The 25,809-nt window shown below is 70.3% G+C and carries 17 protein-coding genes and 2 pseudogenes; 7 read left to right on the top strand and 12 right to left on the bottom strand.

Going from position 1 to position 25,809, the window contains the following annotated elements; genetic code table 11:
- Nucleotides 1–28: 28 nt before the first annotated feature.
- Entirely contained in the window at nt 29–1,006 is a 978-nt protein-coding gene (locus tag CFW40_RS30740; protein ID WP_371127248.1) for an alpha/beta hydrolase family protein, read from the bottom strand.
- Between the two features lie 188 nt (nt 1,007–1,194).
- Between CFW40_RS30740 and CFW40_RS30735 the strand changes: the two genes are divergently transcribed.
- On the top strand, nt 1,195–1,791 hold the full coding sequence (locus tag CFW40_RS30735) for a TetR/AcrR family transcriptional regulator (protein ID WP_088801043.1): 597 nt from the start codon (nt 1,195–1,197) through the stop codon (nt 1,789–1,791).
- 170 nt (nt 1,792–1,961) lie between these two features.
- Here CFW40_RS30735 and CFW40_RS30730 read toward each other — a convergent pair whose 3' ends face one another.
- Nucleotides 1,962–3,971: an FUSC family protein gene (locus CFW40_RS30730; RefSeq protein ID WP_088801042.1), complete on the bottom strand. Its 2,010-nt coding sequence runs from the start codon at nt 3,969–3,971 to the stop codon at nt 1,962–1,964.
- A 231-nt stretch (nt 3,972–4,202) separates the two neighbouring features.
- Between CFW40_RS30730 and CFW40_RS30725 the strand changes: the two genes are divergently transcribed.
- Both CFW40_RS30725 and CFW40_RS30720 read left to right on the top strand, forming a co-directional pair.
- Entirely contained in the window at nt 4,203–5,237 is a 1,035-nt protein-coding gene (locus CFW40_RS30725; protein ID WP_256331197.1) for an FAD-dependent oxidoreductase, read from the top strand.
- 237 nt (nt 5,238–5,474) lie between these two features.
- Nucleotides 5,475–6,347: a D-alanyl-D-alanine carboxypeptidase family protein gene (locus CFW40_RS30720; protein ID WP_088801041.1), complete on the top strand. Its 873-nt coding sequence runs from the start codon at nt 5,475–5,477 to the stop codon at nt 6,345–6,347.
- Nucleotides 6,348–6,466: 119 nt separating this feature from the next.
- On the opposite strand, the gene CFW40_RS30715 is transcribed toward CFW40_RS30720, so the two are convergent.
- From CFW40_RS30715 to CFW40_RS30700, 4 genes and pseudogenes are all read right to left on the bottom strand, one after another.
- A complete protein-coding gene (locus CFW40_RS30715) occupies nt 6,467–7,228 on the bottom strand; it encodes a GNAT family N-acetyltransferase (RefSeq protein ID WP_088801040.1) in 762 nt (253 codons plus the stop codon).
- A gap of 338 nt (nt 7,229–7,566) precedes the next feature.
- Nucleotides 7,567–9,350, bottom strand: a pseudogene (locus tag CFW40_RS30710) (BCCT family transporter).
- A gap of 38 nt (nt 9,351–9,388) precedes the next feature.
- Nucleotides 9,389–10,735, bottom strand: a complete 1,347-nt coding sequence (locus CFW40_RS30705; RefSeq protein WP_088801039.1) for a M14 family metallocarboxypeptidase — start codon at nt 10,733–10,735, stop codon at nt 9,389–9,391.
- A 90-nt stretch (nt 10,736–10,825) separates the two neighbouring features.
- Entirely contained in the window at nt 10,826–12,790 is a 1,965-nt protein-coding gene (locus tag CFW40_RS30700) for a Xaa-Pro dipeptidyl-peptidase (RefSeq protein ID WP_176956332.1), read from the bottom strand.
- 274 nt (nt 12,791–13,064) lie between these two features.
- Here CFW40_RS30700 and CFW40_RS30695 point away from each other — a divergent pair, with 274 nt between their 5' ends.
- Nucleotides 13,065–14,552 carry a M1 family metallopeptidase gene (locus CFW40_RS30695; RefSeq protein WP_088801038.1) on the top strand — a complete coding sequence of 496 codons (1,488 nt, stop codon included), beginning with the start codon at nt 13,065–13,067 and terminating at the stop codon, nt 14,550–14,552.
- 88 nt (nt 14,553–14,640) lie between these two features.
- On the opposite strand, the gene CFW40_RS30690 is transcribed toward CFW40_RS30695, so the two are convergent.
- A complete protein-coding gene (locus CFW40_RS30690) occupies nt 14,641–15,492 on the bottom strand; it encodes an oxygenase MpaB family protein (RefSeq protein ID WP_176956333.1) in 852 nt (283 codons plus the stop codon).
- Between the two features lie 448 nt (nt 15,493–15,940).
- On the opposite strand from CFW40_RS30690, the gene CFW40_RS30685 reads away from it, so the two are divergent.
- Nucleotides 15,941–16,159 (top strand): hypothetical protein, encoded by a 219-nt coding sequence (locus tag CFW40_RS30685; protein WP_088801036.1) that lies wholly within the window; start codon nt 15,941–15,943, stop codon nt 16,157–16,159.
- Nucleotides 16,160–16,192: 33 nt separating this feature from the next.
- Nucleotides 16,193–17,884: a hypothetical protein gene (locus CFW40_RS30680; RefSeq protein ID WP_176956334.1), complete on the top strand. Its 1,692-nt coding sequence runs from the start codon at nt 16,193–16,195 to the stop codon at nt 17,882–17,884.
- A gap of 287 nt (nt 17,885–18,171) precedes the next feature.
- Here CFW40_RS30680 and CFW40_RS30675 read toward each other — a convergent pair whose 3' ends face one another.
- The 3 genes and pseudogenes from CFW40_RS30675 to CFW40_RS30665 all read right to left on the bottom strand — a co-directional run bounded on the left by CFW40_RS30675 (nt 18,172) and on the right by CFW40_RS30665 (nt 20,876).
- Nucleotides 18,172–18,555, bottom strand: a complete 384-nt coding sequence (locus CFW40_RS30675; protein ID WP_088801035.1) for a hypothetical protein — start codon at nt 18,553–18,555, stop codon at nt 18,172–18,174.
- 377 nt (nt 18,556–18,932) lie between these two features.
- Nucleotides 18,933–19,193, bottom strand: a pseudogene (locus CFW40_RS30670) (Appr-1-p processing protein); the annotation flags it as partial.
- A 222-nt stretch (nt 19,194–19,415) separates the two neighbouring features.
- Nucleotides 19,416–20,876 (bottom strand): amino acid permease, encoded by a 1,461-nt coding sequence (locus CFW40_RS30665; protein ID WP_088801034.1) that lies wholly within the window; start codon nt 20,874–20,876, stop codon nt 19,416–19,418.
- A gap of 554 nt (nt 20,877–21,430) precedes the next feature.
- Between CFW40_RS30665 and CFW40_RS30660 the strand changes: the two genes are divergently transcribed.
- On the top strand, nt 21,431–22,192 hold the full coding sequence (locus CFW40_RS30660) for a MerR family transcriptional regulator (RefSeq protein WP_305524011.1): 762 nt from the start codon (nt 21,431–21,433) through the stop codon (nt 22,190–22,192).
- Nucleotides 22,193–22,345: 153 nt separating this feature from the next.
- Here CFW40_RS30660 and CFW40_RS30655 read toward each other — a convergent pair whose 3' ends face one another.
- Nucleotides 22,346–24,550, bottom strand: coding sequence for a 3-hydroxyacyl-CoA dehydrogenase NAD-binding domain-containing protein (locus CFW40_RS30655; protein ID WP_088801032.1), 2,205 nt, complete (start codon nt 24,548–24,550; stop codon nt 22,346–22,348).
- Between the two features lie 31 nt (nt 24,551–24,581).
- Entirely contained in the window at nt 24,582–25,796 is a 1,215-nt protein-coding gene (locus CFW40_RS30650; RefSeq protein WP_088801031.1) for an acetyl-CoA C-acetyltransferase, read from the bottom strand.
- Nucleotides 25,797–25,809: the final 13 nt, after the last annotated feature.

Below are 25,809 nucleotides of genomic sequence, written 5' to 3'. Positions count from 1 at the left end.
GCGCAGGTGCTGCGGACGGCCTGCCGGCCTACTTGGATTCGATCCGTCCGACGGGGCGAGGACCGCTCGCCGACGCCTCACGTGCGGCCTGCCAGGTGCGGTCGCCGGGGTGGAGCGCGGTGCGGAGGTAGGCCGCGGTGAGCCGCCCGACGGCGGCGACCCGCTCGGGGCTCTCATCCGTGGTCTCGGCGGCGTCGTACCCCGGGATCCCGCCGAGGGCGTGCCCCGCGCCGAACAGGGTGAGCAGGGACTTGGGGCCGGGACTCAGGGTGTAGGGGTCGGCGTGCCAGCCGGGCCCCCGGTCCGTGAAGTGCGGGGAGTCGTCCTCGTCGCCGGCGACGACCAGCGCGGGCGTGGTCATCGTGGAGAAGTCGGTGGTCCGCAGCACGGGCAGCGCCTGCGCCATGGGCCCGTTGAGCACGTCGCCCCGGCCGGGCGCGGCCAGCAGCACGCCCGCCTTTATCCGGGGCTCGATGAGGCTCACTTCCTCGCCGTCGGCGGGGTCGGTGACCCGGGCGCCGAGCAGGAGGCCGGCGGTGAAGCCGCCGAAGGAGTGTCCGGCCACCGCGACCTTGGTGTGGTCGATCCGCCCGGCGAGCAGTGGCACGGCCTTTTCGATCACGTCGAGCCGGTCGAGGAGGTGCGTCATGTCCTCGGCGCGCGAGCGCCAGAAGAAGGGTGCTCCGGGGGCGTCGGCGAGCAGGCGGCTCAGGGTCCTTGAGCTGAGATGGGTGGGCTGGACGACCACGAACCCCTGTGCCGCCCAGAAGTTGACGAGCGGCGCGTAGCCGTTCAGCGAGGAGAGGTGGTTCGAGGGTCCGTGGCCGTGCGAGAACAGGATGACGGGAAGTCCCGTTCCGCTCGCGGGTGCGGAGACGCGGACCTGCATGTCCACGGGGCGTCCGGGAACGGACAGCACCACCGGGCTGAAGGACAGGACCGGGACGGGCGCGCCCGGGGTGCCGCTGGGGTCGGTGGCGGTGTCGGTGTCGGTGGAGGCGTTCACGAGGTGTGGGTTCCCCTTCTGTGAGCCCGTGCCGCCCGCCGGTCTCGTGCGACCGGCTGCGGACAGGGCGGTAGAGCGCGTCCGGCTTCGGCCAGGGAGTGTCTCCCCCTAAGCTGAAACGGAACGCTGCTCCATTTAATATCCGGATCGGCGCTCCGTTTTGTCAAGACGCACCGAGGGAGAACGTGATGCCCACCGAGGGCCCCGCCGGAGAGCCACCGGCCCGCAGCAAGCGGGCCGACGCCCAGCGCAACCGGCAGACGGTGCTCAGCGCCGCCGCCGACGTGTTCGTCACCTCCGGTGTCGACGCGCCGATCCGGCAGATCGCCGCCAGGGCGGGCGTCGGAATGGCCACGATCTACCGCCACTTCCCGACCCGGGCGGATCTCGTCACCGCGGTCTACCGCCACCAGATCGAGGCCTGCGCCGAGGCCGGCCCGGCCCTGCTGGCCGGCGCCGCTTCCCCGTTCGACGCGCTGCGCCGCTGGATCGACCTCTTCGTCGATTTCCTGGTCACCAAGCACGGGCTCGCCGACGCCCTGCAGTCCGACAGCGACCGCTTCGCCGCGCTGCACACCTATTTCCTCGACCGCCTGCTGCCCGTCTGCGCCCAACTGCTCGACGCCGCGGTCGACGCCGGTGAGATCGGGCCCGGCACCCAGCCGTACGAGCTGATGCGCGGCATCGGCAACCTCTGCATCGGACGCGACAGCGACCCCCACTACGACCCCCGCCGTCTGATCGAACTGCTCCTCCAGGGGCTGCAGCAGCCTCGACCGGCCTGACGGCGGCGTTCACGGACGACGACGTTCACGGGCCGTGGCGTTCACGGGCCGTGGCGTTCACGGGCCGTGGCGTTCACGGGCCGTGGCGTTCACCGACCACGTCGTTCACCGGCAACGAGGTATACGGGCGGCGGCGTTCACCGGTGAAACCGGCAGCGGGGTACCGCGGTTCAGGGCGCCCCCGCATAGCCACGGATGCGCTCCACTTCCGCCACCACATCCGTGAGCGTGGCGCAGTCCGGAACCGGCAGCAGATCAGGGCCCGGCAGCTCGCCGGCCGGCCGGCGGCGCGGGTCCTCCAGGGCGTCGGCCATCGCCGACAGCGCCTGGCACAGCCGCTCGGCCTCGGCCACGCTCGGGCGGCGGGCACCGTGGTCCAGGCGTACCGCGCAGGCGGTCGCGGCGTCCACGATGCGTTCGGCCGCGGTGACCACGGTCAGCCAGTCGGGGTTGCGGTCGCGGGCGGCGAGGAGTTCGGCCGCGGCGGTCTCCGCCGCGGCCCTGGCCTCCCCCAGCGACCGGTAGGCGGCACGGCGCAGCGCCAGCCGCCGGGCGGGGTCCGTGCCCGGTGCCGACTCCAGGACGTGCCGGAGGAATTCCTCGGTGCTGTGCAGCGCGGAGGTGACACGGTGGCCGACCCGGCGGCGCGGGTCGGCGAGCCGTGGCAGATGCCCGACGACGAGCACGATGCCGCAGGCGATGGAGGTGTCGACGACCCGTTCGGCCGCGGCTTCCTGAGAGCCGCTGGCGTAGACGAACGACAGCACCATGAGGGTGATCGCCACGGTCTGGAGCGCGAAGTGGCGCGTGGCGAACGGCAGCAGCGCGCCGCCCGCGCCCGCCACCAGCGCGGGCCACCACGAACCGGTCAGCACCAGGCCCGCCCCGGCGAAGAGCAGCACGCCGGCGACGGTCCCGGCGAAGCGGTTGACCGTACGGGAGAAGAGCGGGCCGAGGTCGGGTTTGACGAGGAAGGTGGTGGTCGCCGGGAGCCAGTACCAGTGCTCGGGGCGCAGCAGCAGGGCCACGGCGGCGCTCGCGGCGATGCAGACGGCGACCCGCAGGCCGTAGTCCCGCCCGGCGGGCCCGAAGAGGCTGCGTCCGCGCCGGGTCCGCCCGCCGGCGGCAGCCACCGCCGCGCGGGCCACGGCGGTCGGCGCGGTCAGCCAGGCGGGACGGCCGACGGGGGCCGGTGCGGGCGGTTTTGGTGCCGGGGACAGCGGCTCCTGGCGGGCGAACGCGACCGCCGCGTCCAGCAGCGCCTGGTCGAAGGCGCCGCGTGCGGCCGTGCTGGTCTCCGGGGCGGACAGCCGGCCCGGGGACCCTCCGGTGCGCAGGGCCTCGGCGAACTTCCGGGGACTTAGTGCCACCCGGGACGGCAGCGGCCGGGCCTCCCACAGCAGTGCCACGCTGGCCTCGCACAGCGCGGTCGCCGCGGCGAACCGCTCGGTGAGCAGGAGCTCTTCGGTACGGGCGGGGCGCCGCAGCAGCCTGCTGGTGAGCCGGCGCAGCCGCAGGGCCTCGTCGGCGCGGTCCAGGGCGGCGGTGAGGCGGCGCCTGGCGGGCTCGGCTCCGGTCCCGCCGGCCGCGCCCAGGGCATCGGCGAGCGCGTCGAAGACCGTGGCGACCGCCGCCCGCTCGCCGCTGAGCGCACCGCCCGCGGGACGGGGCGAGCGCAGGACGAGCCGCAGCAGGAGCAGCCACAGGCAGCCGGCGAGGACGAAGAGGGCCTTCGCCCAGGGCGTCCCGGGCAGCGGCATCCCGGCGCCCAGGACGGTGGTCGCCAGCATCTGCATACCGGCGTTGGAGCGCACCGGCCCGGCGACGCTGCCCGCGCCGGAGACGAAACCGACGGCGAACAGCGCCAAAACGATCCACCAGCCCGCACCGGCCGTCTGCAGCGAGGCACCGATCAGCATGCCGAACGCCGAGGCGAGGGCGGGCAGACCGATGTGGACCATGCCGGTGCGCCGAGTGCCGGGACGGTCGTTGACCCCCGCCAGCATGGAGCCGAGAGCGCTCAGTACGCCGGGGGCCGGGTGGCCGGTGGCGATGCCGGCACCCAGCAGCGGCCCCGCGCACAGCGCACCGCGGGCGACGGCGGCCCAGGGCACGGGCAGCCGCTGCCAGCGGAACGGGTGGGCCAGCCAGGCGGGCACGGCGCGCTGCGCGCGGAGCATGAGCCTCCTCAGACGACGGCGTACGGACGGAAAGAGCGGAATCCGAGGGGCGACATCGGCCAACGGTGCTGCTACCACCCTAAGGTCCGGGCTTGTCCGGACCACCGCCGCGGGGTTACCACAAGATCACGAGCGCACGGCAGGAAGGCGGCGCCCCCCCGCGGTCCCCGGCCGTCCGGTCTTGCCTCCCCCACCCTCGTCAGGGCCCGCCCCACCCGTTACCGTCCCGCCATGGCGATCAACACAGGTGGCATGGACGTAGCGGTGATCGGCGGCGGCGTGATCGGCCTGACCTCGGCGATCGCGCTGGCGGAGGACGGGCACCGGGTGCGGGTGGTGAGCCGGGACGCCGCGGGCGCCACGACCTCGGCGGTGGCCGGCGGGCTGTGCTGGCCGTACCGCATCCGGCCCTACGAGCGGGCGGTCGAGTGGTCCGTGCGGTCCTTCCACGTGCTCACCACGCTCGCCCGGCGGCCGGAGGAGACGGGCGCCCGGATGGTGACGGGCACGATGACGGACGCGACGGGCGGTGGGCGGGACGCGCACCCCGGCGACCGTTCCGACGACGATCTGGCCGCCTGGTACGCCGCGGTGCCCGGATTGCGGCGGGCGAGCGCACAGGAGCTCCCCGAGGGGCATGCGGCCGGGTGGCGGGCCCGTACCCCCCTGGTCGACATGCCGGCCCATCTCCGCTACCTGGAACGGCGGTTGACGGCCGCGGGCGGCAGCGTGGAACGGCGTGAGATCACCTCACTGACCGCGGCCGGCCGGACCGCCGACGTGGTGGTGAACTGCTCGGGGCTGGGCGCGCGTGAGCTCGTACCCGATCCGGACGTCCATCCGGTCCAGGGGCAGCTGGTGATCGTGGAGAACCCCGGTATCGAGGAGTGGTACGTGTCCGCCGACGCGGGTTCGGCGGACACGACGTATGTGCTGCCGCAGCCGTACGGCGTGGTGCTGGGCGGGACGGCGCGGGAGAACGCGTGGGCGCGGGAGCCCGATCCGGCGGTGGCGGAGGCGATCGTGGCGCGCTGTACGCGCCGCTTCCCCGAGCTGGCCAGGGCCCGGATACGGGAGCACAAGGTCGGGCTGCGTCCGGCCCGGCCGGCGGTGCGGCTGGCGGTGGAACGGCTGCCCGACGGCACGCCGTGCGTCCACAACTACGGGCACGGGGGCGCGGGGGTGACCGTGTCGTGGGGATGCGCGGACGAGGTGCTGCGGAGCGTATGGGCCCTCCGGGAGGGTGACGGGCCACGGGGCCGCTGACGGTGGCGACGCCCCGCCCGGCCTCGGCGCCGGGCGTGTGACGCCTGTCCACCGGACGGCCGACGGGGCACCCGGGACTTGTGAATCGGCGCCGGACGAGATGAAGTTGCCGCCCAAGGGCGCACATCCTTTCACCGGTCTCGTGCGTCTCATGAGCAAGCGGCATTTCCATATCGCCGCACTTCAGGGGCATTTGGAGTATACATTTTGAAAAACCGCAAAATCGGCAAAAGGGGCATGCGTCGCGCATCCGCGGCGGTTGTCACCGCGGGAGCCGTCCTGACCGCCGGGGCGCTCGCCGCTCCGGCACAGGCCGCCACGCCCACGCCCCCCACGATCGTCGCCAAGGGCGGCTTCGTGATGAACAACGGCACGGGGAAGTCCCTCTTCACCAAGGCCGCTGACACCCGCAGGTCCACCGGCTCCACCACCAAGATCATGACGGCTCGGGTGGTGCTGGCGCAGGCGAACCTCGACCTGGACGCCAAGGTCACGGTCCAGAAGGCGTACAGCGACTACATCGTCGACAACAACTGGGCCTCCTCGGCCAAGCTGATCGTCGGCGACAAGGTCACCGTCCGCCAGCTGCTGTACGGGCTGATGCTCCCGTCCGGCTGCGACGCGGCATACGCGCTGGCCGACAAGTTCGGCAGCGGCTCGACCCGGGCCGCGCGCGTGAAGTCGTTCATCGGCAAGATGAACTCCACCGCCAAGTCCCTGGGCCTGAAGAACACGCACTTCGATTCGTTCGACGGCATCGGGAAGGGCGCGAACTACTCGACGCCGCGCGACCTGACCAAGCTGGCGAGCAGCGCGATGAAGTACTCCACCTTCCGTACGGTCGTGAAGACGAAGTCGACCACGCAGAAGGTCACGACGAAGAGCGGTGGATACCGCAACATGTCGTGGGAGAACACCAACGGCCTGCTCGGCAGCTACTCGGGCACCATCGGCGTCAAGACCGGCTCAGGTCCGGAGGCCAAGTACTGCCTGGTCTTCGCCGCCACCCGGGGTGGCAAGACGGTCATCGGCACGGTCCTGGCCTCCTCCTCGGTGGTCAACCGCACCGCGGACGCCAAGAAGCTGATGGACTACGGCTTCAAGAAGTAGCCCGTTCCGGGACGTACGAGGGGCCTGTGCGCAGCCATCCGGCCGTGCGCAGGCCCCTTCGGCGTCCCGGGTCCGGCCGCCACCGCTCGGCACGAGGCCGGCCGGGACGGCGCCGCCGGTCAGCCGGTGGCGATCCGCGCCGACACGCAGGGGTCCTCGTTGCGGTAGCCGAGGCGGTCGTAGAGCCGTTCGGCGGGAGCGTTGTCCGCGAGCTGCCACAGCGTGCAGAAGCCGTGGCGGCGTACGGCGTACCGGGTCAGCCACGAGGTCAGGGCCGCGCCGAGTCCCTGACCGCGCTGGCGGGCGTCCGTGGCGACGGACGCCATCAGCGGAGCCCCGCTGTCCCGCAGACTGCTCAGGGCGCCGCAGGCCACCAGCTGCCCGTCCGTGCCGCGGATCCCCACCCACAGGGTCACGTCACTGGAGCCGGGGCCGGTGGAGTGGGCCGGGCTGTGCTCGTTGAGGAAGCCGAGCAGTTCCCCGTGGTGCGAGGCGTCAAGGGTGACCACCCGCTCCTCCGCCGGGTGTACGGGCGGTTCCTCCAGCGTCCAACGGAAGATCCACTCCACGACGTCGGTCACCGGCAGATGTCGCCTGACCTGGCCGGCGGTGCCGCGCGGCCCGGTGAACTCCCGCACCCGCTCGGGCAGGCCCTGCGCGGCACGCAGCACCAGCCCGGCGGCCGGATCCGGTTCGCCGACGCACCACAGATGCCCGCGGGCGTCGTCGAGCCAGGCGGCGGCGCCCTGGCCCGACCAGCTGATGCGGCCGGCCGGACGGCGCCGTGCCGCGCCGAAGCGCAGCAGCGCGCCGCCGGTTTGCCGCTCCAGGCCCTGGTCGAACAGGTCTGTGGTCCGGGGGAGAAGAGTCGTTGCCTGCATCGCTCTCTGAGGAAGTTAAGGGAGGCGAACGGCCCGGACACGCCCATGCGCGACCGGAGACCGTCCATCTGGGTACAGGGGGGAGCCCGGCAGCGGCTGCGCACGCGCGCGCCCGGCCGACCGGGACGGCCCACTGTGACATACCGCCCCCGGCCCGGGGCAAATCCGCTCGGCACACCCCCGGACCCGCACCGGCCGACGGCGGGGTCACGGGCCGCGGCGGGGCCCCGGACGGCCGGAGGGGCCTGCCGGAGGTGGCTCCGGCAGGCCCCTCACCTGCGCCTACGGCACCTCGGTGCGCATTCCCGGAGGGACGCGTCCGTCAGGTGAACAGTTCGTCAAGGAGTCGTGCTCCGGGAGGGTTCGCCGCTCCGGGCCCCGGCGCAGTCGGTGTTCCCGCGGTCCTCGGCGTCCCCACGGTCCTCACCGTTCCCGTTGCCGCCCGGCCCGATCCGGAACTCGAAGTCGCCGTCGTACTGCTCATGGCCCGCGATCACGGCCATCTCGACGGCCTCCTCGCCCTTCTGGCCGCGCACGATCAGCGGATCGCTGCGCAGATCGCGCATCAGCGCCCAGCACATGGCGATCATCACGACCATGAACGGCACCGCGACCAGGATCGTCAGATTCTGCAGTCCGGTCAGGGCGTCGCCCGAGCCGCCGCCGATCAGCAGCATGATCGCGGCGACCGCGCCGGTCACCACCCCCAGAAGACCACCACGAGCCGGGTCGGCTCGAAGGTGCCCTTCTGCGACAGGGTGCCCATGACGATGGAGGCGGCATCGGCGCCGGAGACGAAGAAGATGCCTACCAGGACCATGACCAGGATGCTCATGACCGTGGCGAGCGGATACTGGTGCAGCACGTCGAAGAGGTGGCCTTCGGGGGTGCTCGACCCGCTGAGCTTCTTGTCGGCCTGGAGCTTCATCGCCGAGCCGCCGAAGACCGCGAACCACGCCAGGCTGACCACGCTCGGAACGAGGATGACGCCGCCGATGAACTGGCGGATCGTCCGGCCCCGGCTGATCCGGGCGATGAACATCCCGACGAAGGGCGTCCAGGAGATCCACCACGCCCAGTAGAAGACCGTCCAGCTGCGCAGCCAGCTGCCCACGTCGGCGCCGCTGCTGGCCTCCGTACGGCCCGCCAGTTGCGGCAGCTCGCCGATGAACGAGCCGAGGGAGGTCGGCACCAGGTTGAGGATGAGGATGGTCGGGCCGACCACGAACACGAAGACCGCCAGGATCACCGCCAGCACCATATTGATGTTGGACAGCATCTGGACGCCCTTGGCGATGCCGGAGACCGCGGACAGAATGAAGGCGATGGTCAGCACGGTGATGATGACGACCAGCAGGCTGGTGCTGACGCTGTCCATCCAGCCGAGCACCTTGATGCCGCTGCCGATCTGCAGCGCGCCGAGCCCGAGCGAGGCCGCGGAGCCGAAGAGGGTGGCGAAGATGGCCAGGATGTCGATGACCTGACCGCCCCAGCCGTTCGCCCGCCGGGTCCCGATCAGTGGGGTGAACACCGCGCTTATCGTCTGCCGCCTCCCCCGCCGGAAGCAACTGTAAGCGATGGCCAGCCCCACGACCGCGTAGATGGCCCACGGGTGCAGCGTCCAGTGGAACATCGTGGTCGCCATCGCGGTGTCCATCGCCTGGGCGGCGTCCTTGGGGTCGGTTCCCGGCGGGGGTTTGGTGAAGTGCCCCAGTGGCTCGCTGACGCCGTAGAACATCAGGCCGATGCCCATGCCCGCACTGAACATCATCGCGATCCAGGACACGGTCCGGAACTCGGGGTCCTCGCCCTCCTTGCCGAGGGTGATCCGGCCGTACTTGCTCACGGCGAGCCAGATCGCGAAGATCACAAAGCCGGAGGCGGAGAGCACGAACGCCCAGCCGCCGTTGTCGATCACCCAGTTCAGCATGGATGTCGAGGCGTTCTTGAGGGATTCGGTGGAGGTCGCTCCCCAGGCGATGAAGGCGAGGGTGAGCAGCGCGGTCACACCGAAGACCACACGGTCGGTCTGCGGGGGCCCGGTCCGCCGCGGGTCTTCGGGAAGATCCGCGAGGGAAGGGGTGGCACCCCCGTCTCTGGCTCCTTTGACTGTGTCCGACACGTCAACCTTTCCATGTACTTCAATGGGCCATATTTTCCTTACCCGTTACCCCCTACCACACGAGGGCAGACGTTCATGGGCTTCGCGACCGTAAGGTGATAACCGGCCCGTTGGTCCAACAGCAGCGGGACGAGCGTGCGCAGCGACTGGCGCAGCGGTACCACGGCGCCGTCGCCGGCCCGCTTCCAGAGGACTCCGTGCAGCGCCAGTACGTCCTTGACCTGCGCGAACCGTTCCGCGTCCAGACGGTAGGCGCAGGGCGGGGCGGCCAGGATCTCGTCGGCCCCGGGGAGTTCGTTGTCCGCACCGCCGAGGTAGACCGGGCCGTGGTCGGCGTAACCGGCGAGGCGGGCGGCGGTGGTGGCCGCCTCGATGCGCGGGCGGTGCCGGACGGCGAAGGTGAACGCGGCCTTCAGCGCGGCCAGTTGGGAGTCCACCCGGCGCCGGTTGTTGAACACGGGGTCAGCCTTCTCGGCGGCGGTGAGGGCGTCGACCCGGGTCTCGACGAGCAGTCCGACCGAGCCCTTCACGCCGGTGGCGTTGCGCAGAATCCGTTCCTGGCCGTCGCCCGCGACCTGCTTGACCGGGTCGCCGGTCTCCGGGTCGGTCCAGATGCCGTAGACGCCGGTGGAGAATCCGGCGCGGCGGACGGCGGGTTCGACGAAGTCCCGGGAGAGCGCGGTGGCCTCGCGGTGCACCCCGTCGGCGGTGTTGAGGTTGCGGGGCCACAGGGACAGCAGGTCCTTTTGGTAATACGGCGCGGTGGGGCCGTATTCGTGCAGGTCGAGGAGGGTGTCGGGGCGGTAGTCGCGGAGGACGGTGGCCGTCGCGCGGGACTCGGCGGTGTGCAGGGCCAAGTGGTCGCGGTTGATGTCCACGCCATCGGAGTTGCCCCGGGTGTCCGCGGCCCGGCCGTCGGGGTTGGCGGTCGGGAGGACCAGCACGCTGGTGTGCTCCAGGAGCCGCCGGACGGCCGGGGCCTTGCTGTAGGCGAGGGTGCGGACGGTGGTCAGACACGCCTCGCGCCCGGCGGGTTCGTCACCGTGCTGGGAGCACACCAACAGGACGGAGTTGCCGCGGCGGACGTCCGCCGGGCGCTCGGGGGCCGGGGCGCCGATCCTGACGAGCCGGATCGGGCGGCCCTGCCGCGTGGTGCCGATCCGGTCGACGCGCACCCGCGCCGAGGCGCGGTCGACGGTGGTGAGGAACGTCTGCTCCTCGGCTTCGCTGGTCCAGCGGGCACCATGGCTGGTTTCGAATCCCGTACGGGGTGTGGGGGTTGTGGCCCCGCCGGCGGGAGGGGCCGGCGGGGTCGCGCCGAGGAGGGGGGCCGTCAGTCCGATGACCAGCGTCCCCAGGGCGAGGCGGCAGATACGGGACCTCACGGAGGTGCCTCCCTTGGGTGGGCGGTGGGGGTGACGTGCGGTGACGTGCGGGCCGGGGCGGGGCCGCCCGCGGTGGGCGGCCCCGGGCGGTCATCCGCCGGCCGGCATCCGGCTGATCGCGCGCGGCGGGGCGATCCCGGCCGGCGGTGCGGCGGCTGCCGGGTGCCGGGGCGCGCCCGTGGTGGCCCGTGCGAAGGCCGGGGCGCCGCCGGTCAGCGGCAGTTGGGCAACGGTGCGGGAGAGGTCGAGGGTGAGCTTCGGGGTGGACGCGGGCGGGTCGATCAGGCCGGCGTCGGTTCCGGCCACGATGAGCGCAAGCCGGTGTCCGGTGGGCACGAGGTGATCGCTCGCGGCCAGGTCCAGGGTGAGGGTGTAGCGCTTGCCCGGGGTGAGCGGGCGGCCCTTGTGGGGGTCGGCGTAGGTGCCGAGGTCGGCCCAGCCACGGCTGAAGACGGTGTATCCGACCTTCCGGGTGTCGGCGGCGGTCTCCTTGAAGCAACCGGTGTCGTCCGGGGTGCCGGCGCCCCAGCAGGTGCGCGTGCCGAGGGTGGTGATGCCCTCGCCGTCCGCCGCGTAGTTGCGGATGGTGTCGGGGCCGAGGTCCACCAGGACGGCGGAGACGTGGGCGGTCGTGGTGCTCGGGATGGCGGTCACCGTCACCTTGCCGGAGCCGGACAGCCGCAGGGGTGCGCGTAGCGGTGCGGTACTGAATCCGGCCTTGGCGGGCGTCGGTTCGTCGATCCGGGCCGCCCAGTCGGCCTCGCTCAGCTTCGGGTCGTCGGTGAAGGCCGCACTCGCGCCGTGCGGCGCCTTGGTGGTGCCCAGTACGCCGACGCCGGGTGCGCTGCCGCCGCGCGGCCGCAAGGTGGTGGTCCGGGTGCCGGGGGCGGGCCACTGCGGGTCGGTGGACCAGGTGCCGGGAGAACGCTCGATATCGGCCATCGGGGCCCGGTCGATGCCGTTGTCGTAGCCCATCAGATAGTGGTCGAACCAGTGGTGCAGGGTCGTGACCCACTCGCCGCGGCGGAAGTCGAAGGGGTCGACATGCCCCGTCTGGGAGAGCCAGATCTTGCGCTCGACGCCGTGCCGGGCGAGCGCGTCCCACCACTGCCCGGCGTGCCGGGTGCGGACGTTGAGGTCCTGCATGCCGTGCACCATGAAGACGCTGGCCCGGACCTTGCTCGCGCGGCGCACATAGTCGCGTTCGGTCCACAGACCGGTCCAGTCGCCGCTGCGCGGCGCACCGTCGGCGAGTTTCTTCTGCATCGCGGCGCAGCGCTGGTGCGCGCCGGGGCTGTTGACCAGTTCCGCGAGGGCGTCGGGGCCGGAGTCGTAGAGCGGGGCGCCCTGGGCGAAGTAGTAGTCGTACCAGGAGGAGATGCCGGCGATCGGGACGATGGTCTTCAGCCCCTTGACGCCGGTGGCCGCGACGCCGTTGGCGATGGTGGCGTCCCAGCTCTTGCCGATCATGCCGGTGCTGCCGTTGGACCAGTCGGCGGTGACGGGGGAGCCTCCCGTACGGGCGGTATAGGCGCGGCCTCTGCCGCCGAGCCAGTCGATCACGGCCTTGGCCGACCCGACGTCGGAGCGGCCGCCGACATCGGTGCAGCCGTCCGAGCGGTTGGTGCCCGCGAGATCGACGAGGACGGTCGCATAGCCGCGCGGCACGAAGTAGTTGTCGTAGTAGAGCGGGAACTGGACCGGTCGGCCGTGGTCGTCGTAGGTCTTCTTCTGGCTCTCGTTGCCTCGTCCGCAGCAGGAGTAGTACGGGCTGGCGTCCATGATCACGGGGATCCGGCGGCCCTGTTGTGCGGGTTCGGCGGGCCGCACGATGTCGACGGCGACGCGGTCGGTCCTCCCGTCCGCGTCGCCGTCGAGCCGTGTGTCCACCCAGACCGATTCGCGTATCGCGTGGTCGTAGGAGTAGACGGGTCTGCTCTCGCGGGGCGCCGCCTCTGCGGCGGCCGGTCCGGTCAGGGCGGACAGCAGGGCGGCGACGGCCGCCACCACGAGGACGGTGAAGGGGGTGCGGAGGATCCGCGCGGGATTCGTCACGGGCGGACGGTAGCGCGGCTCAACTCCCGCGCGTAAGAGCCTGTCCCGCAACCCCGGCTGCCACGGCCGTCGCGGAGGAAGCGGCGCCGGAGGACGTGGCCGGGGGCGGCGCGTACCGGAACCCCGTCTGGCCGCTGCGGCCGGCCGGCGGCCAACGGGGCCTGCGGAGGGGGTTCATGTCGGTCATGTGTCAGATAAGGCCATGTACATGACGCCGCCCCTCCCCCGTGCATAGGGTCTGACGAGAGCCATCCCCCTACGAGTTGGAGGACTCGTGCGTCACAGACTCCTGGTCCCGGGTGCCGCCGCACTCAGTCTGCTGCTGGCGATCCCGGCCTCCGCGGCCGGCTTCACCCCGGGCGCTCCGGGCGTGGGCGACAGCTACTACCCCGAGAGCGGAAACGGCGGCTACGACGTTTCCCACTACGACCTGCGACTCAAGTACCAGCCCAAGACGGACCTGCTGGAGGGCACGGCGACGCTGCTCGCCAAGACCACCCAGGACCTCTCGCGCTTCAACCTGGACTTCGGCCTCAAGGTCAGTGAGATCCGGGTCAACGGCAAGAAGGCCTCCTTCGCCACGTCCGGCAAGCACGAGCTGGAGGTCACCCCGGCCACACCGCTGGAGAAGGGCAAGCAGATCAGCGTCGTGGTGCGCTATGCGGGCAAGCCCTCCGAGCTGAAGATCGACAACTACAGCGCCTGGGCCCGTACACCCGACGGCGCGGTGATCGCCCAGGAGCCGGACGCCGCCGTGTGGTGGTTCCCGAGCAATGACCACCCCACCGACAAGGCGACGTACGACATCTCGGTGGCGGTCCCGGACGGCACCCAGGCGCTGAGCAACGGCGTGCTGGCCTCGCAGTCCTCCAAGCTGGGCTGGACGCGCTACAACTGGCGCTCGGACAAGCCGCAGGCGACGTACCTGACGACGCTGGCCGTCGGCAAGTTCGACATCACCACCGACACGACCGCGAACGGTCTGCCGGTCATCAACGCGGTCAGCAAGGACCTCGGTGCGAACGCGGGCTCGGCACGGGCCAGCATCGAGCGCACCACCGAGGCCACCGAGTGGCTGGAAAGCGTCTTCGGCCCCTACCCGTTCAATGCGGTGGGCGGCTATGTGCCGAACGTTCCGGCCCATTACGCCCTGGAGACCCAGACCCGCCCGTTCTACGGCGAGAAGGCCTTCGACCGCGGGACGAACGTCTCCGTCGTCGTACACGAACTGGCCCACCAGTGGTACGGCGACAGCGTCTCGCTCAAGGACTGGAAGGACATCTGGATCAACGAGGGCTTCGCCGCGTACAGCCAGTGGCTGTGGTCGGAGAAGCAGGGCGAGGGCACCGCGCAGGAGCTCGCGGACTACGTCTATGCCCAGCACCCTGCCGACGATCCGTTCTGGAAGGTCAAGCCGGGCAACCCGGGCGCGGAGAACCAGTTCGACGACGCCGTCTACGACCGTGGCGCGCTGGCCCTCCAGGCGCTCCGCAACAAGGTCGGCGACAAGGTCTTCTTCGGGCTCCTCAAGTCCTGGCCCACGGAGCACCGGTACGGCAACGCCTCGGTGGCCGACTTCGTGAAGTTCGCCGAGAAGAAGTCCGGAAAGAAGCTTGACGGGTTCTTCGACACCTGGCTGTTCCAGCCGTCCAAGCCCACGGTGGGCGCGGGCAAGCAGGCGTTCGGCGCGGCGAAGTCGCCGGTCGCCGAGCCCAAGTCGTGGAAGCAGATCGCGGCCACGCACGACGTGCACCGGCACTGACGCTGCCACGGGCGCCCGCTGCGGCGCCCGTGGCAGCGATCCGGCCGGAGCCGGGGTGATCCCCCGGCTCCGGCCGGCTTCATTGCGCCTACCCGCGCGCCGCCTGCCGGGCCCGGCGTGCGACCGGCAGGAAGCGCAGGCGCTCCGGAAGCACCGGGACCACGGCGCGGACGACCCGCCCGAAGCGGCGCAGCCGGCGCTCCTGCGCGTCCGTCCATTCCAGTCCGATGGCGCACCGGGCCTCCGGCGGCATCAGGCCGATCGTGAGGAAGCGGCGGAAGCGGGCGAACCGCGGGCACAGCCACGGCCAGGTCAGCCGGAGCAGCACCCGCAGCCACCGCGGACCACGGTCCGGGACCGGCAATACCGGATCCCTCGCCACCAACTCCCGTACCACCACGGTCTCTTCGAGTTCGTTGTCGAGAACCTTCTGGTAGTACGGCCAGAACTCCTCGATGGACTGCGGCATATCACGGTCGTGGATCCCCAGGATCCGTCCCACCTGGAGCCATTCCGCATACAGCTGCCGCTCCTGCGCCTCGGCGAAGGGGCGCCCCAGATAGCGCTGCGCATTCCGGAAGACCGGGAATCCGGTGGCGTGCACCCAGGCGTAGTACGCGGGAGTGAGCGCGTGGTACTTACGGCCGTGAGCGTCGGTCCCCTGAATGGTCTTGTGCAACTGCCGCAGCCGGCGCCCCTCCGCGGCCGCGCCCTCACCTCCGTACACCCACAGCTGCAATGAGGTCAGCGACCGCTCCCCGCGCCCCCATGGGTCCGTACGGAACACGGAGTGGTCGTCCACTCCGGCACCCACCGCCGGGTGTGCGACCTGCATGGTCAGCGCGGCCGGCAGGGTCAGCAGGATGCGGACGTCACCGGCCAGCGACCAGAGCACACCTCCGACCGGTGGGGGCTTTACGTATGTTTCTACCGTATTCATGTCATTAATCATGATACGGCGGGTTTAATGGCTGACGGACGCCAGGGGGGCGCCCGACCGGTGCGGCCCTTCGGCGTCCTGCCGCATGGGCGCGCCTGGCAGGGCCGGGTCGACAGGGCCGGGCCGGGTCGACATCGAACGAGGCTTGCGCGCGGGCGAGTTGCCCTCAGGCAGGGGTGTACGCACCAGAGGCGGACCACCGCATGCCGCGCACGGCAGACGGACCGCCACGGGCAGCCGTCACAGGCAGAGCACCGCGAGCCACACCGCACCCGCCCCCCTCCCCTGGGCGACATTAGCCCGTAAGGGTGATTTCGCCTTGAGATAAACCCCATGAGCTGGGTCGATGACATCACCGTTTTTCCTTACCGGGCGCAGATAGTGACACGGGCATCACGGAACGCGACACTCGCGACATCTGTCCGAACCACCCAAAAGGAGCACACCCATGTCCTGCCCTCCCCCTCCCCCGCCGATTGACGCCCGCAAGGCACTCGACTTCTTGAGGACGAGCGGACTCGTCGACCTCAGCGTTCCGCTGGAGCGAGTCGTCGATCAGGTCAGCCAGATCGACGATGTGGCGGGCTACGTGCTCGCCTGGGAGCGCTACGTCCTGGTGGTCGCCAACCAGGTCGCCGAGTGCGACGACTCCGCTGCGCGCAACTGACCGTTGACCGCACCGATCGCCGGGAGGCATCCGATGGACACGACGCAACCCGGTGACGGCATGTCACAAAGGCGCGCGGTGGAGACCCGGGCAGTCGCCTGGCTCGCTGCGCGCCGCCATCTGATCGATCCGGCCGAAGCCGCCAAGGACCGGGTGTTGTTCGCCCGCAAGGCCCTCATCGAAACCGCCTTCCTGGTGGGGCTACGGGCGCGTCTCGCCCCCGAGCCGCTGGAGCCCGACTACACGGCCCTCCTCACTCAGATCGAGAAGATCACGGCCCGCCCCTCCTACCGGGAGCTGATCGCCCGGGACGAAGCGGCCCTCCTGCTGTACGCGGGAACCTATGCGGCACTCCGGCTCTGCGGACGGGAGGACCCGGAGTTCCGGCACGTCATCACGCAGGCCGCGGCCGGAGGGTACGCAGCGGTCTTCGAACGGATCCCGTACCGGCAGCTCGATCTGCTGCACACCCTGGAGCTGTGCGGCGTCCGCCACACGCTGCTGGCCATGGACGACGTCCTGCCGTTCACCCTGCTCTGCAACAGCCCGAATGTCGCCAAGCTCACCGACCGCGACATCTACGCCATCACCCACACGATCTTCTACGCCACGGACTTCGGCCTCCGCGAGCCCCACTGGCCACGGAACTTCGACCCGGGCACGGCGGTGGAACTGCTCGAAGCGCTGCTCGTTCTCACCCTTGGCCAGGAGAATGCCGACCTGGTGGGGGAACTCCTGTGCTGTCTGCTGTGCCTGGGGGTGCGGGACTCCCAGGAAGCTGGCCGGGCATGGGAGTTCCTGACGGCGGTACAAGAGGCCGACGGGCGGGTCAACGGACCTCCTGGTGTGGTCCACCCCGAACTGGCCGACGGGGACGACGCGTACGCACACTGGGCCACCGGCTATCACACCACCATCGTCGCCGTCCTGGCCGCGCTCCTGGACCGCAGCCCCAGAGTGGTGCGGAGGGCCCGGCCCTCCGTACCCAAGCTCCACCTGACCGTGGAAGAACCGCTGCGGCGGGCAGTGGTGTGGCTGGCCGACACGACCCGGCGCCATACCCCCGTCACGCACCTGCCGGCCGCCGCGGCCGTCGCGCACGCAGCCGGGGCCCTGGGCGAACCCGAGCTTGCCCGCCCCCTGCTCCTGGACTTCTCCGCACGTCTCGCGGACGTGGACGCGGAGGTGTGGCAGGGACACGGGATGGAGGTCGTGGGCGAGTTCGCGTTCGGCCTGCGGACTCACAAGATCACATGCCCGTCACTCGATGCCTTCCTCAAGTCCGCCGCCGCTGCCGTCGAACTCCTCGACAGGGTTCCGCCGCAGGCCGCGCGCAACGTCCAACGCCTCGTCGACCTGGGGCTGATCTCCCCCGACTGCGCCGCCGCGGCGGCGAACGAGGAAGCCGCCACACCACACTCACCACCAAAGCCGGCAGCCGCCGGCCTGCCCCACGCCTGGAAGAACTACCACCTGGGGCACATCGCCGCCCTGGTCCGGGACTGGGCCCGCGCCGGTCTGGCACCACACCGCATCACCCGCGACGCACTCGCCTTCCTCCTCTCCCAGCAAAACCCTCACGGCGCCTTCGGCCACCCGGCCTGCGACGACCCGGCCACACGGGAACGGACCATGCTCTCGTGGACCCAGAGCACCATCACCGCCCTGGCCGCCGTACACACCGCCTGCAGCCCGGTACCCACTGCCGGGCAGCCGTGCCCGTGACCCAGGACCCGCCCGTGGCGCCGGCCGCTGGCGAAGGAGCGCGTACGAACTGCTGGTGATCCGTGTGCTCCCACGGCATCAGCGGCCACACCCCAGCCAGCCGCGTCACCAACTCTCCGGACAACACACCTAGAGACGCTTCCTTTTGGTTCTCCACCGCTTGAGAAGATCGATCAACTCGCGAGTGCGCTCTGCACGGAGGTCCAGGAGGACGGTCAACATTGCGGCCAGACTTGATACGAGGATGGCACCCATGGCGCCGTACTTCGATACGAGTTCCGTAATGCTCACGGCGTTTCCTCCAGTTCGCACAGGTAGGTGCTGCATCCAGTGCCGATAAGTGTGGCCACCAGGAGGATGAGTGATTGTTGGCCGAGAGCCTCTTTGTCCACGTTGGGTCCGTCCGAGCCAGCAGCCAGGAATGTCACCAGGGCCAGCATGCAGATGTTGAAGACGTTCCAGATCTTGAGCATCTTGGGTGTCTTCTTACGCTTGTGCATCTGCACCTGACCGATCGCTGTCGCCGTGAGGCCCATGCAGACGATGTACAGGTCGGCGCGGCTGGCCAACTCGTAAAAGCTGGGGTTGTGGTGACCCTTTTGCGTGAGTCCCTGCATGAACTTCGCGAACGTTGGCAGCACCGCGAAGATGACCGCGAAGACGAACCACATCCAGAGCTTTTCCAGTGCGTCGCTCCGGGCGGACTTTGCATCTAACGCGCCTTCCGGCGTTGCCGCTGTATCACTGCCTGGAGCGGGAGGAGTAGCGGGACCCCCGTTGGCTGCTTGGGCACCTCCTCCAGGGAAGGGGGGCGGAGCAACTGCCATGCTGGTGACTCCCTGCGACTTGCGGGTCTTCGGCTCGTCTACTCGTACCGGAAAGGAGGCGGGCCCTGGCAAGGATAGGGCGTACAAACCCGTGCCGGTGCGGCTTCGGGCCAGGCCGCCGTGGTGGTGCGCGGCGCAGACACCTCGGGGAGTTCAGCGATCGTAGACCGTCACCGGGAATCCCCTCGGTTCGAACGGGGCCGGGAGCTCGGCAGCGGACTCCCCCGCTGCCCGACGGCGTTGGCCACCCAGAGCTGGTCGGCGACCTGGGCCGCGCCCAGCCCGAAGTCGTTGTGCGTACGCTCGCGGTGCCACCGGCGGTAGGCGGCCTCCGGCTCGGGCCGACGCCGGGAGAGCGCAAGCACAAAGCCCTTGCCCCAGCCGCCCATGTCGTTGCAGAGATGCACGATCACCTTGACGCCCTTGCCGTGCGGCGCTGTGGCGTCCCCCTTGACGTATGAGATCCCCGTTCTCTCAGTCATGTCTCCACGGTAAGGGCGGCCACTGACAATCGACCGGGGTCCGGAGGGGCCGGACGAGGCCCCGACGCGACAGAACCGCGGGCAGGACTGAAGGCAGGACTGAGGGCAGGGCCACCGCAGGGCCCGTCGACCACCGTTGTCCGCCAAGACGAAAGGGCGGTCGCAGATGCCTTCCGGCCTCCGCGACCGCCCTTGATTTCGCAGGCGTGCGTTACTGCGCTACTACTTCGACAGCTTGCGTTCCTCGGCGATTCGGCTCACCCGGCCGCGGACCGCGAACCAGCCGGCGACCAGCGCGACGGCGAGGACCGGGATCAGCATGACGGTCTGCCGGCCGACGCCGTCGTCGAACCACATCAGGACGATGACGCCGAGCAGGAAGGCCATGGTGGCGATATCGGTGACCGGCGTGCCAGGGAGCCGGAAGCGCGGGCGCTCGACCAGGCCCTGCTTCGACCGCCGCACGAACACCATGTGGCAAACCATGATCGTGCACCAGGTGCTGATGATGCCCAGCGCCGCGATGTTCAGGACGATCTCGAACGCCTCGCCCGGCACGACGTAGTTGAGCGCGACACCCAGCACGCACACCGCGGAGGTGAGCATGATGCCGCCGTACGGCACCTGGTTGCGGTTCATCAGACCGGCGAACTTGGGCGCGGAGCCCGCCATCGACATGGAGCGCAGAATGCGGCCGGTCGAGTAGAGCCCGGAGTTCAGACTGGACATCGCCGCGGTCAGCACCACGAGGTTCATCACATCGCCCGCGGCCGGCACACCGACGTTGGACAGCACCGTGACGAAGGGGCTCTGGCCGTCGACGTACTGGTTCCACGGCAGCAGCATCGCCAGCAGGATCACCGAGCCGACGTAGAAGACGCCCACCCGCCACATGATGGAGTTGACGGCCTTCGGCACGACCTTCTCCGGCTCACCGGTCTCACCGGCGGTCACACCGACCAGCTCCACGGCGGAGTAGGCGAAGACCACGCCCTGGAGCACGATCACCACGGGCAGCAGACCGGTCGGGAAGATGCCGCCGTGGTCGGTGAGCAGATTCAGCCCTGGTGAGTGGCCGCCGACCGGGTGCTGGGTGGCCAGCAGGAAGATGCCGATGAACATGAAGACGACCAGCGCCGCGACCTTGATGATCGCGAACCAGAACTCCAGCTCACCGAAGATCTTCACCGAGATCAGGTTCACGGTCAGCACGACCGCCAGCGCGATCAGCGCCATCACCCACTGCGGGATGTCGGTGAACAAGCTCCAGTAGTGGGTGTAGAGCGCGATGGCGGTGATGTCGGCGATACCGGTCGTGGACCAGTTGACGACGTACATCCAGCCGGCGACGTAGGCGCCCTTCTCCCCCAGGAACTCACGGGCGTAGGAGACGAACGAACCCGACGACGGGCGGTGCAGCACCAGCTCGCCCAGGGCCCGTACGACGAAGAAGGCGAAGAGGCCGCAGACCGCGTAGGCAATGGCCAGGGCGGGGCCGGCGGAGTGCAGACGGCCGCCGGCGCCCAGGAACAGGCCGGTGCCGATCGCTCCACCGATGGCGATCATGTTGATGTGCCGGCCCTTGAGGCCCTTGCTGTAGCCCGCGTCGCCCGCATCCTGCTGCGCGCCGCTTCCCCCGTCAGGTGACCTGTGGGCTGTGTCGGTGACGGTTTCTGTGCTCACTGGTGGTGCATCTCGCTTTCGGGGAGGCGCTTGAGCGATGCCGATCCCGCGGATAACGCGGACGGCCGACGGCACACCTTCCCTGAAGACCGCTCCCCCGTCTGTGGGCAAGATCACAGCGTGTATAAGCCATCCAAGATTTGTCCATTTTTGTCGGGAATTATCTGGCGGTTAAGTTTCAGAGAGGTTTCCGTTCCCCCCCATTCCGGCCTCACTCGCCGCCCGGGAACCCGTTGTTCGTGACCGGTTCAGTCCGGTGGAAGCAGATGTTTGTCCGCACGTGAGTGTCTCTGCCGCGCCGAAACCTCCGCGGGACGCCGGTATACGGCCGCCGATTCCCGGGAACCGCGTGCACACACTCCGTAACGATGGCGCCGACTCTCACGGCGCCCGGGCCCGGGCGCGCCTGCCCTCCGGAACGGCCCGCGGGATGCGTCAAGCCGGGCGGTACGGGCCCGACCGCGGCATGGAGCGAGGGCGGTGCGGGAGGAGAACAAGGGGCAGAAGGGCTCAGAAGGTTTTACAGGAGTGGTGAGACAGCAATACTGATGAACATGATGGAGTCAGCCACCGGCCTGACGGTCGACGAACTGGCCGCCCGCGCCGGCGTCACCGTCCGCACGATCCGCTTCTACAGCACCCGCGGCCTGCTGCCGCCGCCGGAGATCGGCCCGCGCCGGGTCGGCCGTTACGGTCCCGACCACCTCTCCCGGCTCGCGCTCATCGAGGAACTGCAGCACCAGGGGCTGACGCTCTCCGCCATCGAGCGCTATCTGGAGCAGCTGCCGCCGGACCTGAGCGCCCAGGATCTGGCCATCCACCGGGCGCTGGTGGCGAGTTGGATTCCGGACAAGGCGGAGGACGCCACCCGGGCCCAGCTGGAGCGGCGGGTCGGCCGGGCGCTGACCGAGGAGGATCTGGACCGGCTGGCGGCGATGAGTGTGCTCGTACGGACCGATGACCCGCAGGTCTTCCGGGTCGATCCGGGGCTGCTGCACCTGGGCGCCCGGCTGCTGGACGTCCCGATCGCGCTGGAGACCATCATCGCGGCGCGCACCGTCGTCATCGAGCACACCCGCTCGGCGGCCCGGGAGCTCAGCAGGCTCTTCAAGGACGAGGTGTGGGAGCCGTACCGGGACGGCGGGGCGGACGAGGAGGAGCTGGCCCGGATGAAGTCGCTCTCGGCCCATATGCAGCCGATGGTGGTGCAGGCCCTGGTCACCGCATTCCAGCGGTCGATGAAGCAGGAGCTGCGGGAGTCGTTCGGCAAGGAGGGCGACCAGGGCCCGGGAGGCGGCCGCACCTCGCTGGAGTGAGGAGCGGACTGCCGGGGCCCGCCCCTCTGACCGGTCGGTCCGTGGCCGGTCGGTCGGTAGCCGGTCGGTCCCTGACCTGTCAGACCATGCCGGTCGGTCCCTGACCTGTCAGACCATGGCCGGTCGGTCCGTGGCCTGACAGGTCAGGACTGTTCAGTCGCTGAACTTCTCGCCCTTCTCGGCCTTTTCGACCAGCAGCGCGGACGGCGCGAACCGGTCTCCGTAGGCCGCCTGCAGCTCGCGGGCGCGGGCCACGAAACCGGGCAGGCCGACGAGTTCTTCCCGCCCCGGTCCACCCTGGTAGCCGTTGATGTACTGGATCACGCCGCCGGTCCAGCCCGGGAAGCCGATGCCGAAGATGGAGCCGATGTTGGCGTCGGCGACGGAGGTGAGCACGCCCTCCTCGAAGCAGCGGACGGTGTCCAGGGCCTCGGAGAAGAGCATCCGCTCCTGCATGTCGAGGAACGGGACCGCGGTGTCCTTCTTGGTGAAGTGCTCGCGCAGGCCGGGCCACAGGCCGGCGCGCTTGCCGTCGTCCCCGTACTCGTAGAAGCCGGCGCCGCCGCTGCGTCCGGGGCGGCCGAACTCGTCGACCATTCGGTCGATCACCGCGTCGGCCGGGTGCGGCTGCCAGGTGCCACCGGACTCCTCGACGGCCCGCTTGGTCTCCTCACGGATCTTGCGCGGCAGGGTGAGGGTCAGCTCGTCCATCAGGGACAGCACCTTGGCCGGGTAGCCGGCCTGGGCCGCGGCCTGCTCGACGGAGACCGGGTCGACGCCTTCGCCGATCATCGCCACGCCTTCGTTGATGAAGTGGCCGATGACACGGGAGGTGAAGAAGCCGCGCGAGTCGTTGACGACGATCGGGGGCTTCTTGATCTGGCGGACCAGGTCGAAGGCACGGGCCAGCGCCTCGTCGCCGGTCCGCTCCCCCTTGATGATCTCCACCAGTGGCATCTTGTCGACCGGCGAGAAGAAGTGCAGTCCGATGAAGTCCTGGTCCCGCTCGACGCCTTCGGCCAGCAAGGTGATGGGCAGGGTGGAGGTGTTGGAGCACAGCAGCGCGTCGGGGGCGACGATGTGCTGGATCTCCTTGAACACCTTGTGCTTGAGCGCGACGTCCTCGAAGACCGCCTCGATGACGGCGTCACAGCCCGCGAGGTCCGCCGGCTCGGCGGTGGGCGTGATGCGCGCCAGCAGCTCATCGCGCTTCTGCTCGGTCGTCCGGCCCCGGGAAAGCGCCTTGGCGAGCAACCCCTCGGCGTACGCCTTGCCCTTCTGCGCCGCTTCCGGGGTGATGTCCTTGAGGACGACCTGCATCCCGGCCCTGGCACAGGAGTAGGCGATGCCCGCGCCCATCATGCCGGCGCCGAGGACCGCGACCTTCTCGACCTTGCGGGGCGCGATGTCCTGGGGCCGGTTGGCGCCGGAATTGACGGCCTGCAGGTCGAAGAAGAACGCCTGGATCATGTTCTTGGAGATCTGGCCGGTCACCAGCTCGACGAAGTAGCGCGCCTCGATGGTCTGCGCGGTCTCGAAGTCGACCTGGGAGCCCTCCACCGCTGCGGCGAGGATGTTGCGCGGGGCCGGGTAGGGCGCGCCGTTCAGCTGCTTCTTGAGGTTGGCGGGGAACGCCGGGAGGTTGGCCGCGAACTTCGGCTGGGCGGGGGTGCCGCCCGGGATGCGGTAGCCCTTGACGTCCCAGGGCTGCTGGGACTCCGGGTGCTCGTCGATGAAGGTGCGGGCCTTGGCCAGCAGCTCCTCGGGCGTGGCCGCGACCTCGTGGATCAGCCCGGCGTCCTTGGCGCGGGTGGCGTTGTACTGGGTGCCCTGGAGCAGCACCTTCAGCAGCGCGTCGGCGATGCCGAGCAGCCGGACCGTACGGGTGACGCCGCCGGCGGCGGGCAGCAGGCCGAGGGTGACCTCGGGCAGGCCGATCTTGGTGCCGGGGGTGTCGAGGGCGATGCGGTGGTGGCAGGCGAGCGCGATCTCGTAACCGCCGCCCAGCGCCGCGCCGTTGACCGCGGCGACGACGGGCTTGCCCAGGGTCTCGATGCGGCGCAGGTCGCGCTTGATGCCGTTGCCCGACTCGAAGGCCTGCTCGGCCTTGTCGGGGGTGACGGCGATCAGGTCGCGCAGGTCGCCGCCGGCGAAGAAGGTCTTCTTGGCGGAGGTGAAGATGATGCCGCGGATGGTGTCCTTCTCGGCCTCCAGGCGGTCGGCGACCGCGGTGAGGGAGGTTTTGAAGGCGTTGTTCATGGTGTTGGCGGACTGGTCCGGGTCGTCCAGGACCAGGGTGACGATGCCGGTCTCGTCCTGTTCCCAGCGAATGGTCGACACAGCAGCGGATTCACTCATGGTGCGTACTCCGTAGTGGGTGGGACGAGGGTCAGAGGCGCTCGATGACGGTGGCGATGCCCATACCGCCGCCGACGCAGAGGGTGGCCAGGCCGTAGCGCTTGTCCTGCCGCTCCAGCTCGTCGATCAGGGTGCCGAGGATCATCGCGCCGGTGGCGCCGAGGGGGTGCCCCAGGGCGATGGCGCCGCCGTTGACGTTGACCTTGTCCAGGCTCAGGCCCATGTCCTTGACGAAGCGCAGCACGACGGCGGCGAAGGCCTCGTTGATCTCGACCAGGTCGATGTCGTCGATGGTCAGCCCGGCCTTGGCGAGGGCCTTGCGGCTGGCGGGCGCGGGGCCGGTGAGCATGATCGTCGGCTCGGAGCCGGAGACCGCGGCGGAGAGGATACGGGCCCGGGGGGTCAGGCCGTAGCGCTCGCCGACCTCCTTGGAACCGATGGCGACGAGCGCCGCGCCGTCCACGATGCCGGAGGAGTTACCGGCGTGGTGGACGTGGTCGATCTTCTCGACCCAGTGGTACTTCTGCAGGGCGACCGCGTCGAAGCCGCCGGCGTCACCGATGGTGGCGAAGGACGGCTTGAGGCCGCCCAGGGAGTCGGCGGTGGTGCCGGGGCGCATGTGCTCGTCGTGGTCGAGGACGACCAGGCCGTTGCGGTCGCGTACCGGGACGACGGAGCGGTCGAAGCGGCCGTCCTTCCAGGCCTCGGCGGCGCGCTCCTGGGAGAGCGCGGCGAACTCGTCGACATCCCGGCGGGTGTAGCCCTCGATGGTGGCGATCAGGTCGGCGCCGATGCCCTGTGGGACGAAGCCGGTGTCGAAGTTGGTCATCGGGTCGGCGAACCAGGCGCCGCCGTCGGAGGCCATCGGAACCCGGGACATGGATTCGACGCCGCCCGCCAGGACCAGGTCCTCCCAGCCGGAACGCACCTTGGCGGCGGCCATGTTGACGGCCTCCAGACCCGAGGCACAAAAGCGGTTCTCCTGGACGCCGGCCACGGTGTCGGGCAGCCCGGCGGCGATCGCCGCGATTCGGGCGATGTCGGAGCCCTGGTCACCGACCGGTCCGACGACGCCGAGCACGATGTCGTCGACGGCGGCCGGGTCCAGCCCGGGGAAGCGCCGGCGCACTTCATGGATCAGACCGACGACCAGGTCGATCGGCTTGGTGCCGTGCAGTGCGCCATTGGCCTTGCCGCGGCCGCGCGGGGTGCGGATCGCGTCGTATACGTACGCTTCGGTACTCAAGTCAACAAGCCTT

It is taken from the genome of Streptomyces sp. 2114.4, from assembly GCF_900187385.1.
GTDB lineage: Bacteria > Actinomycetota > Actinomycetes > Streptomycetales > Streptomycetaceae > Streptomyces > Streptomyces mooreae.
This window is presented reverse-complemented; position numbering and strand designations above follow the sequence as displayed.

What these genes read in the sequence shown, in the direction of transcription:
- CFW40_RS30735 (WP_088801043.1), top strand. Translation starts at nt 1,195, where the DNA reads ATGCCCACCGAGGGCCCCGCCGGAGAGCCACCGGCCCGCAGCAAGCGG.
- CFW40_RS30715 (WP_088801040.1), bottom strand. Translation starts at nt 7,228, where the DNA reads ATGCAGGCAACGACTCTTCTCCCCCGGACCACAGACCTGTTCGACCAG.
- CFW40_RS30725 (WP_256331197.1), top strand. Translation starts at nt 4,203, where the DNA reads ATGGCGATCAACACAGGTGGCATGGACGTAGCGGTGATCGGCGGCGGC.
- CFW40_RS30690 (WP_176956333.1), bottom strand. Translation starts at nt 15,492, where the DNA reads ATGAATACGGTAGAAACATACGTAAAGCCCCCACCGGTCGGAGGTGTG.
- CFW40_RS30675 (WP_088801035.1), bottom strand. Translation starts at nt 18,555, where the DNA reads ATGTGGTTCGTCTTCGCGGTCATCTTCGCGGTGCTGCCAACGTTCGCG.
- CFW40_RS30660 (WP_305524011.1), top strand. Translation starts at nt 21,431, where the DNA reads ATGATGGAGTCAGCCACCGGCCTGACGGTCGACGAACTGGCCGCCCGC.
- CFW40_RS30655 (WP_088801032.1), bottom strand. Translation starts at nt 24,550, where the DNA reads ATGAGTGAATCCGCTGCTGTGTCGACCATTCGCTGGGAACAGGACGAG.
- CFW40_RS30685 (WP_088801036.1), top strand. Translation starts at nt 15,941, where the DNA reads ATGTCCTGCCCTCCCCCTCCCCCGCCGATTGACGCCCGCAAGGCACTC.
- CFW40_RS30730 (WP_088801042.1), bottom strand. Translation starts at nt 3,971, where the DNA reads ATGCTCCGCGCGCAGCGCGCCGTGCCCGCCTGGCTGGCCCACCCGTTC.
- CFW40_RS30680 (WP_176956334.1), top strand. Translation starts at nt 16,193, where the DNA reads ATGGACACGACGCAACCCGGTGACGGCATGTCACAAAGGCGCGCGGTG.
- CFW40_RS30720 (WP_088801041.1), top strand. Translation starts at nt 5,475, where the DNA reads ATGCGTCGCGCATCCGCGGCGGTTGTCACCGCGGGAGCCGTCCTGACC.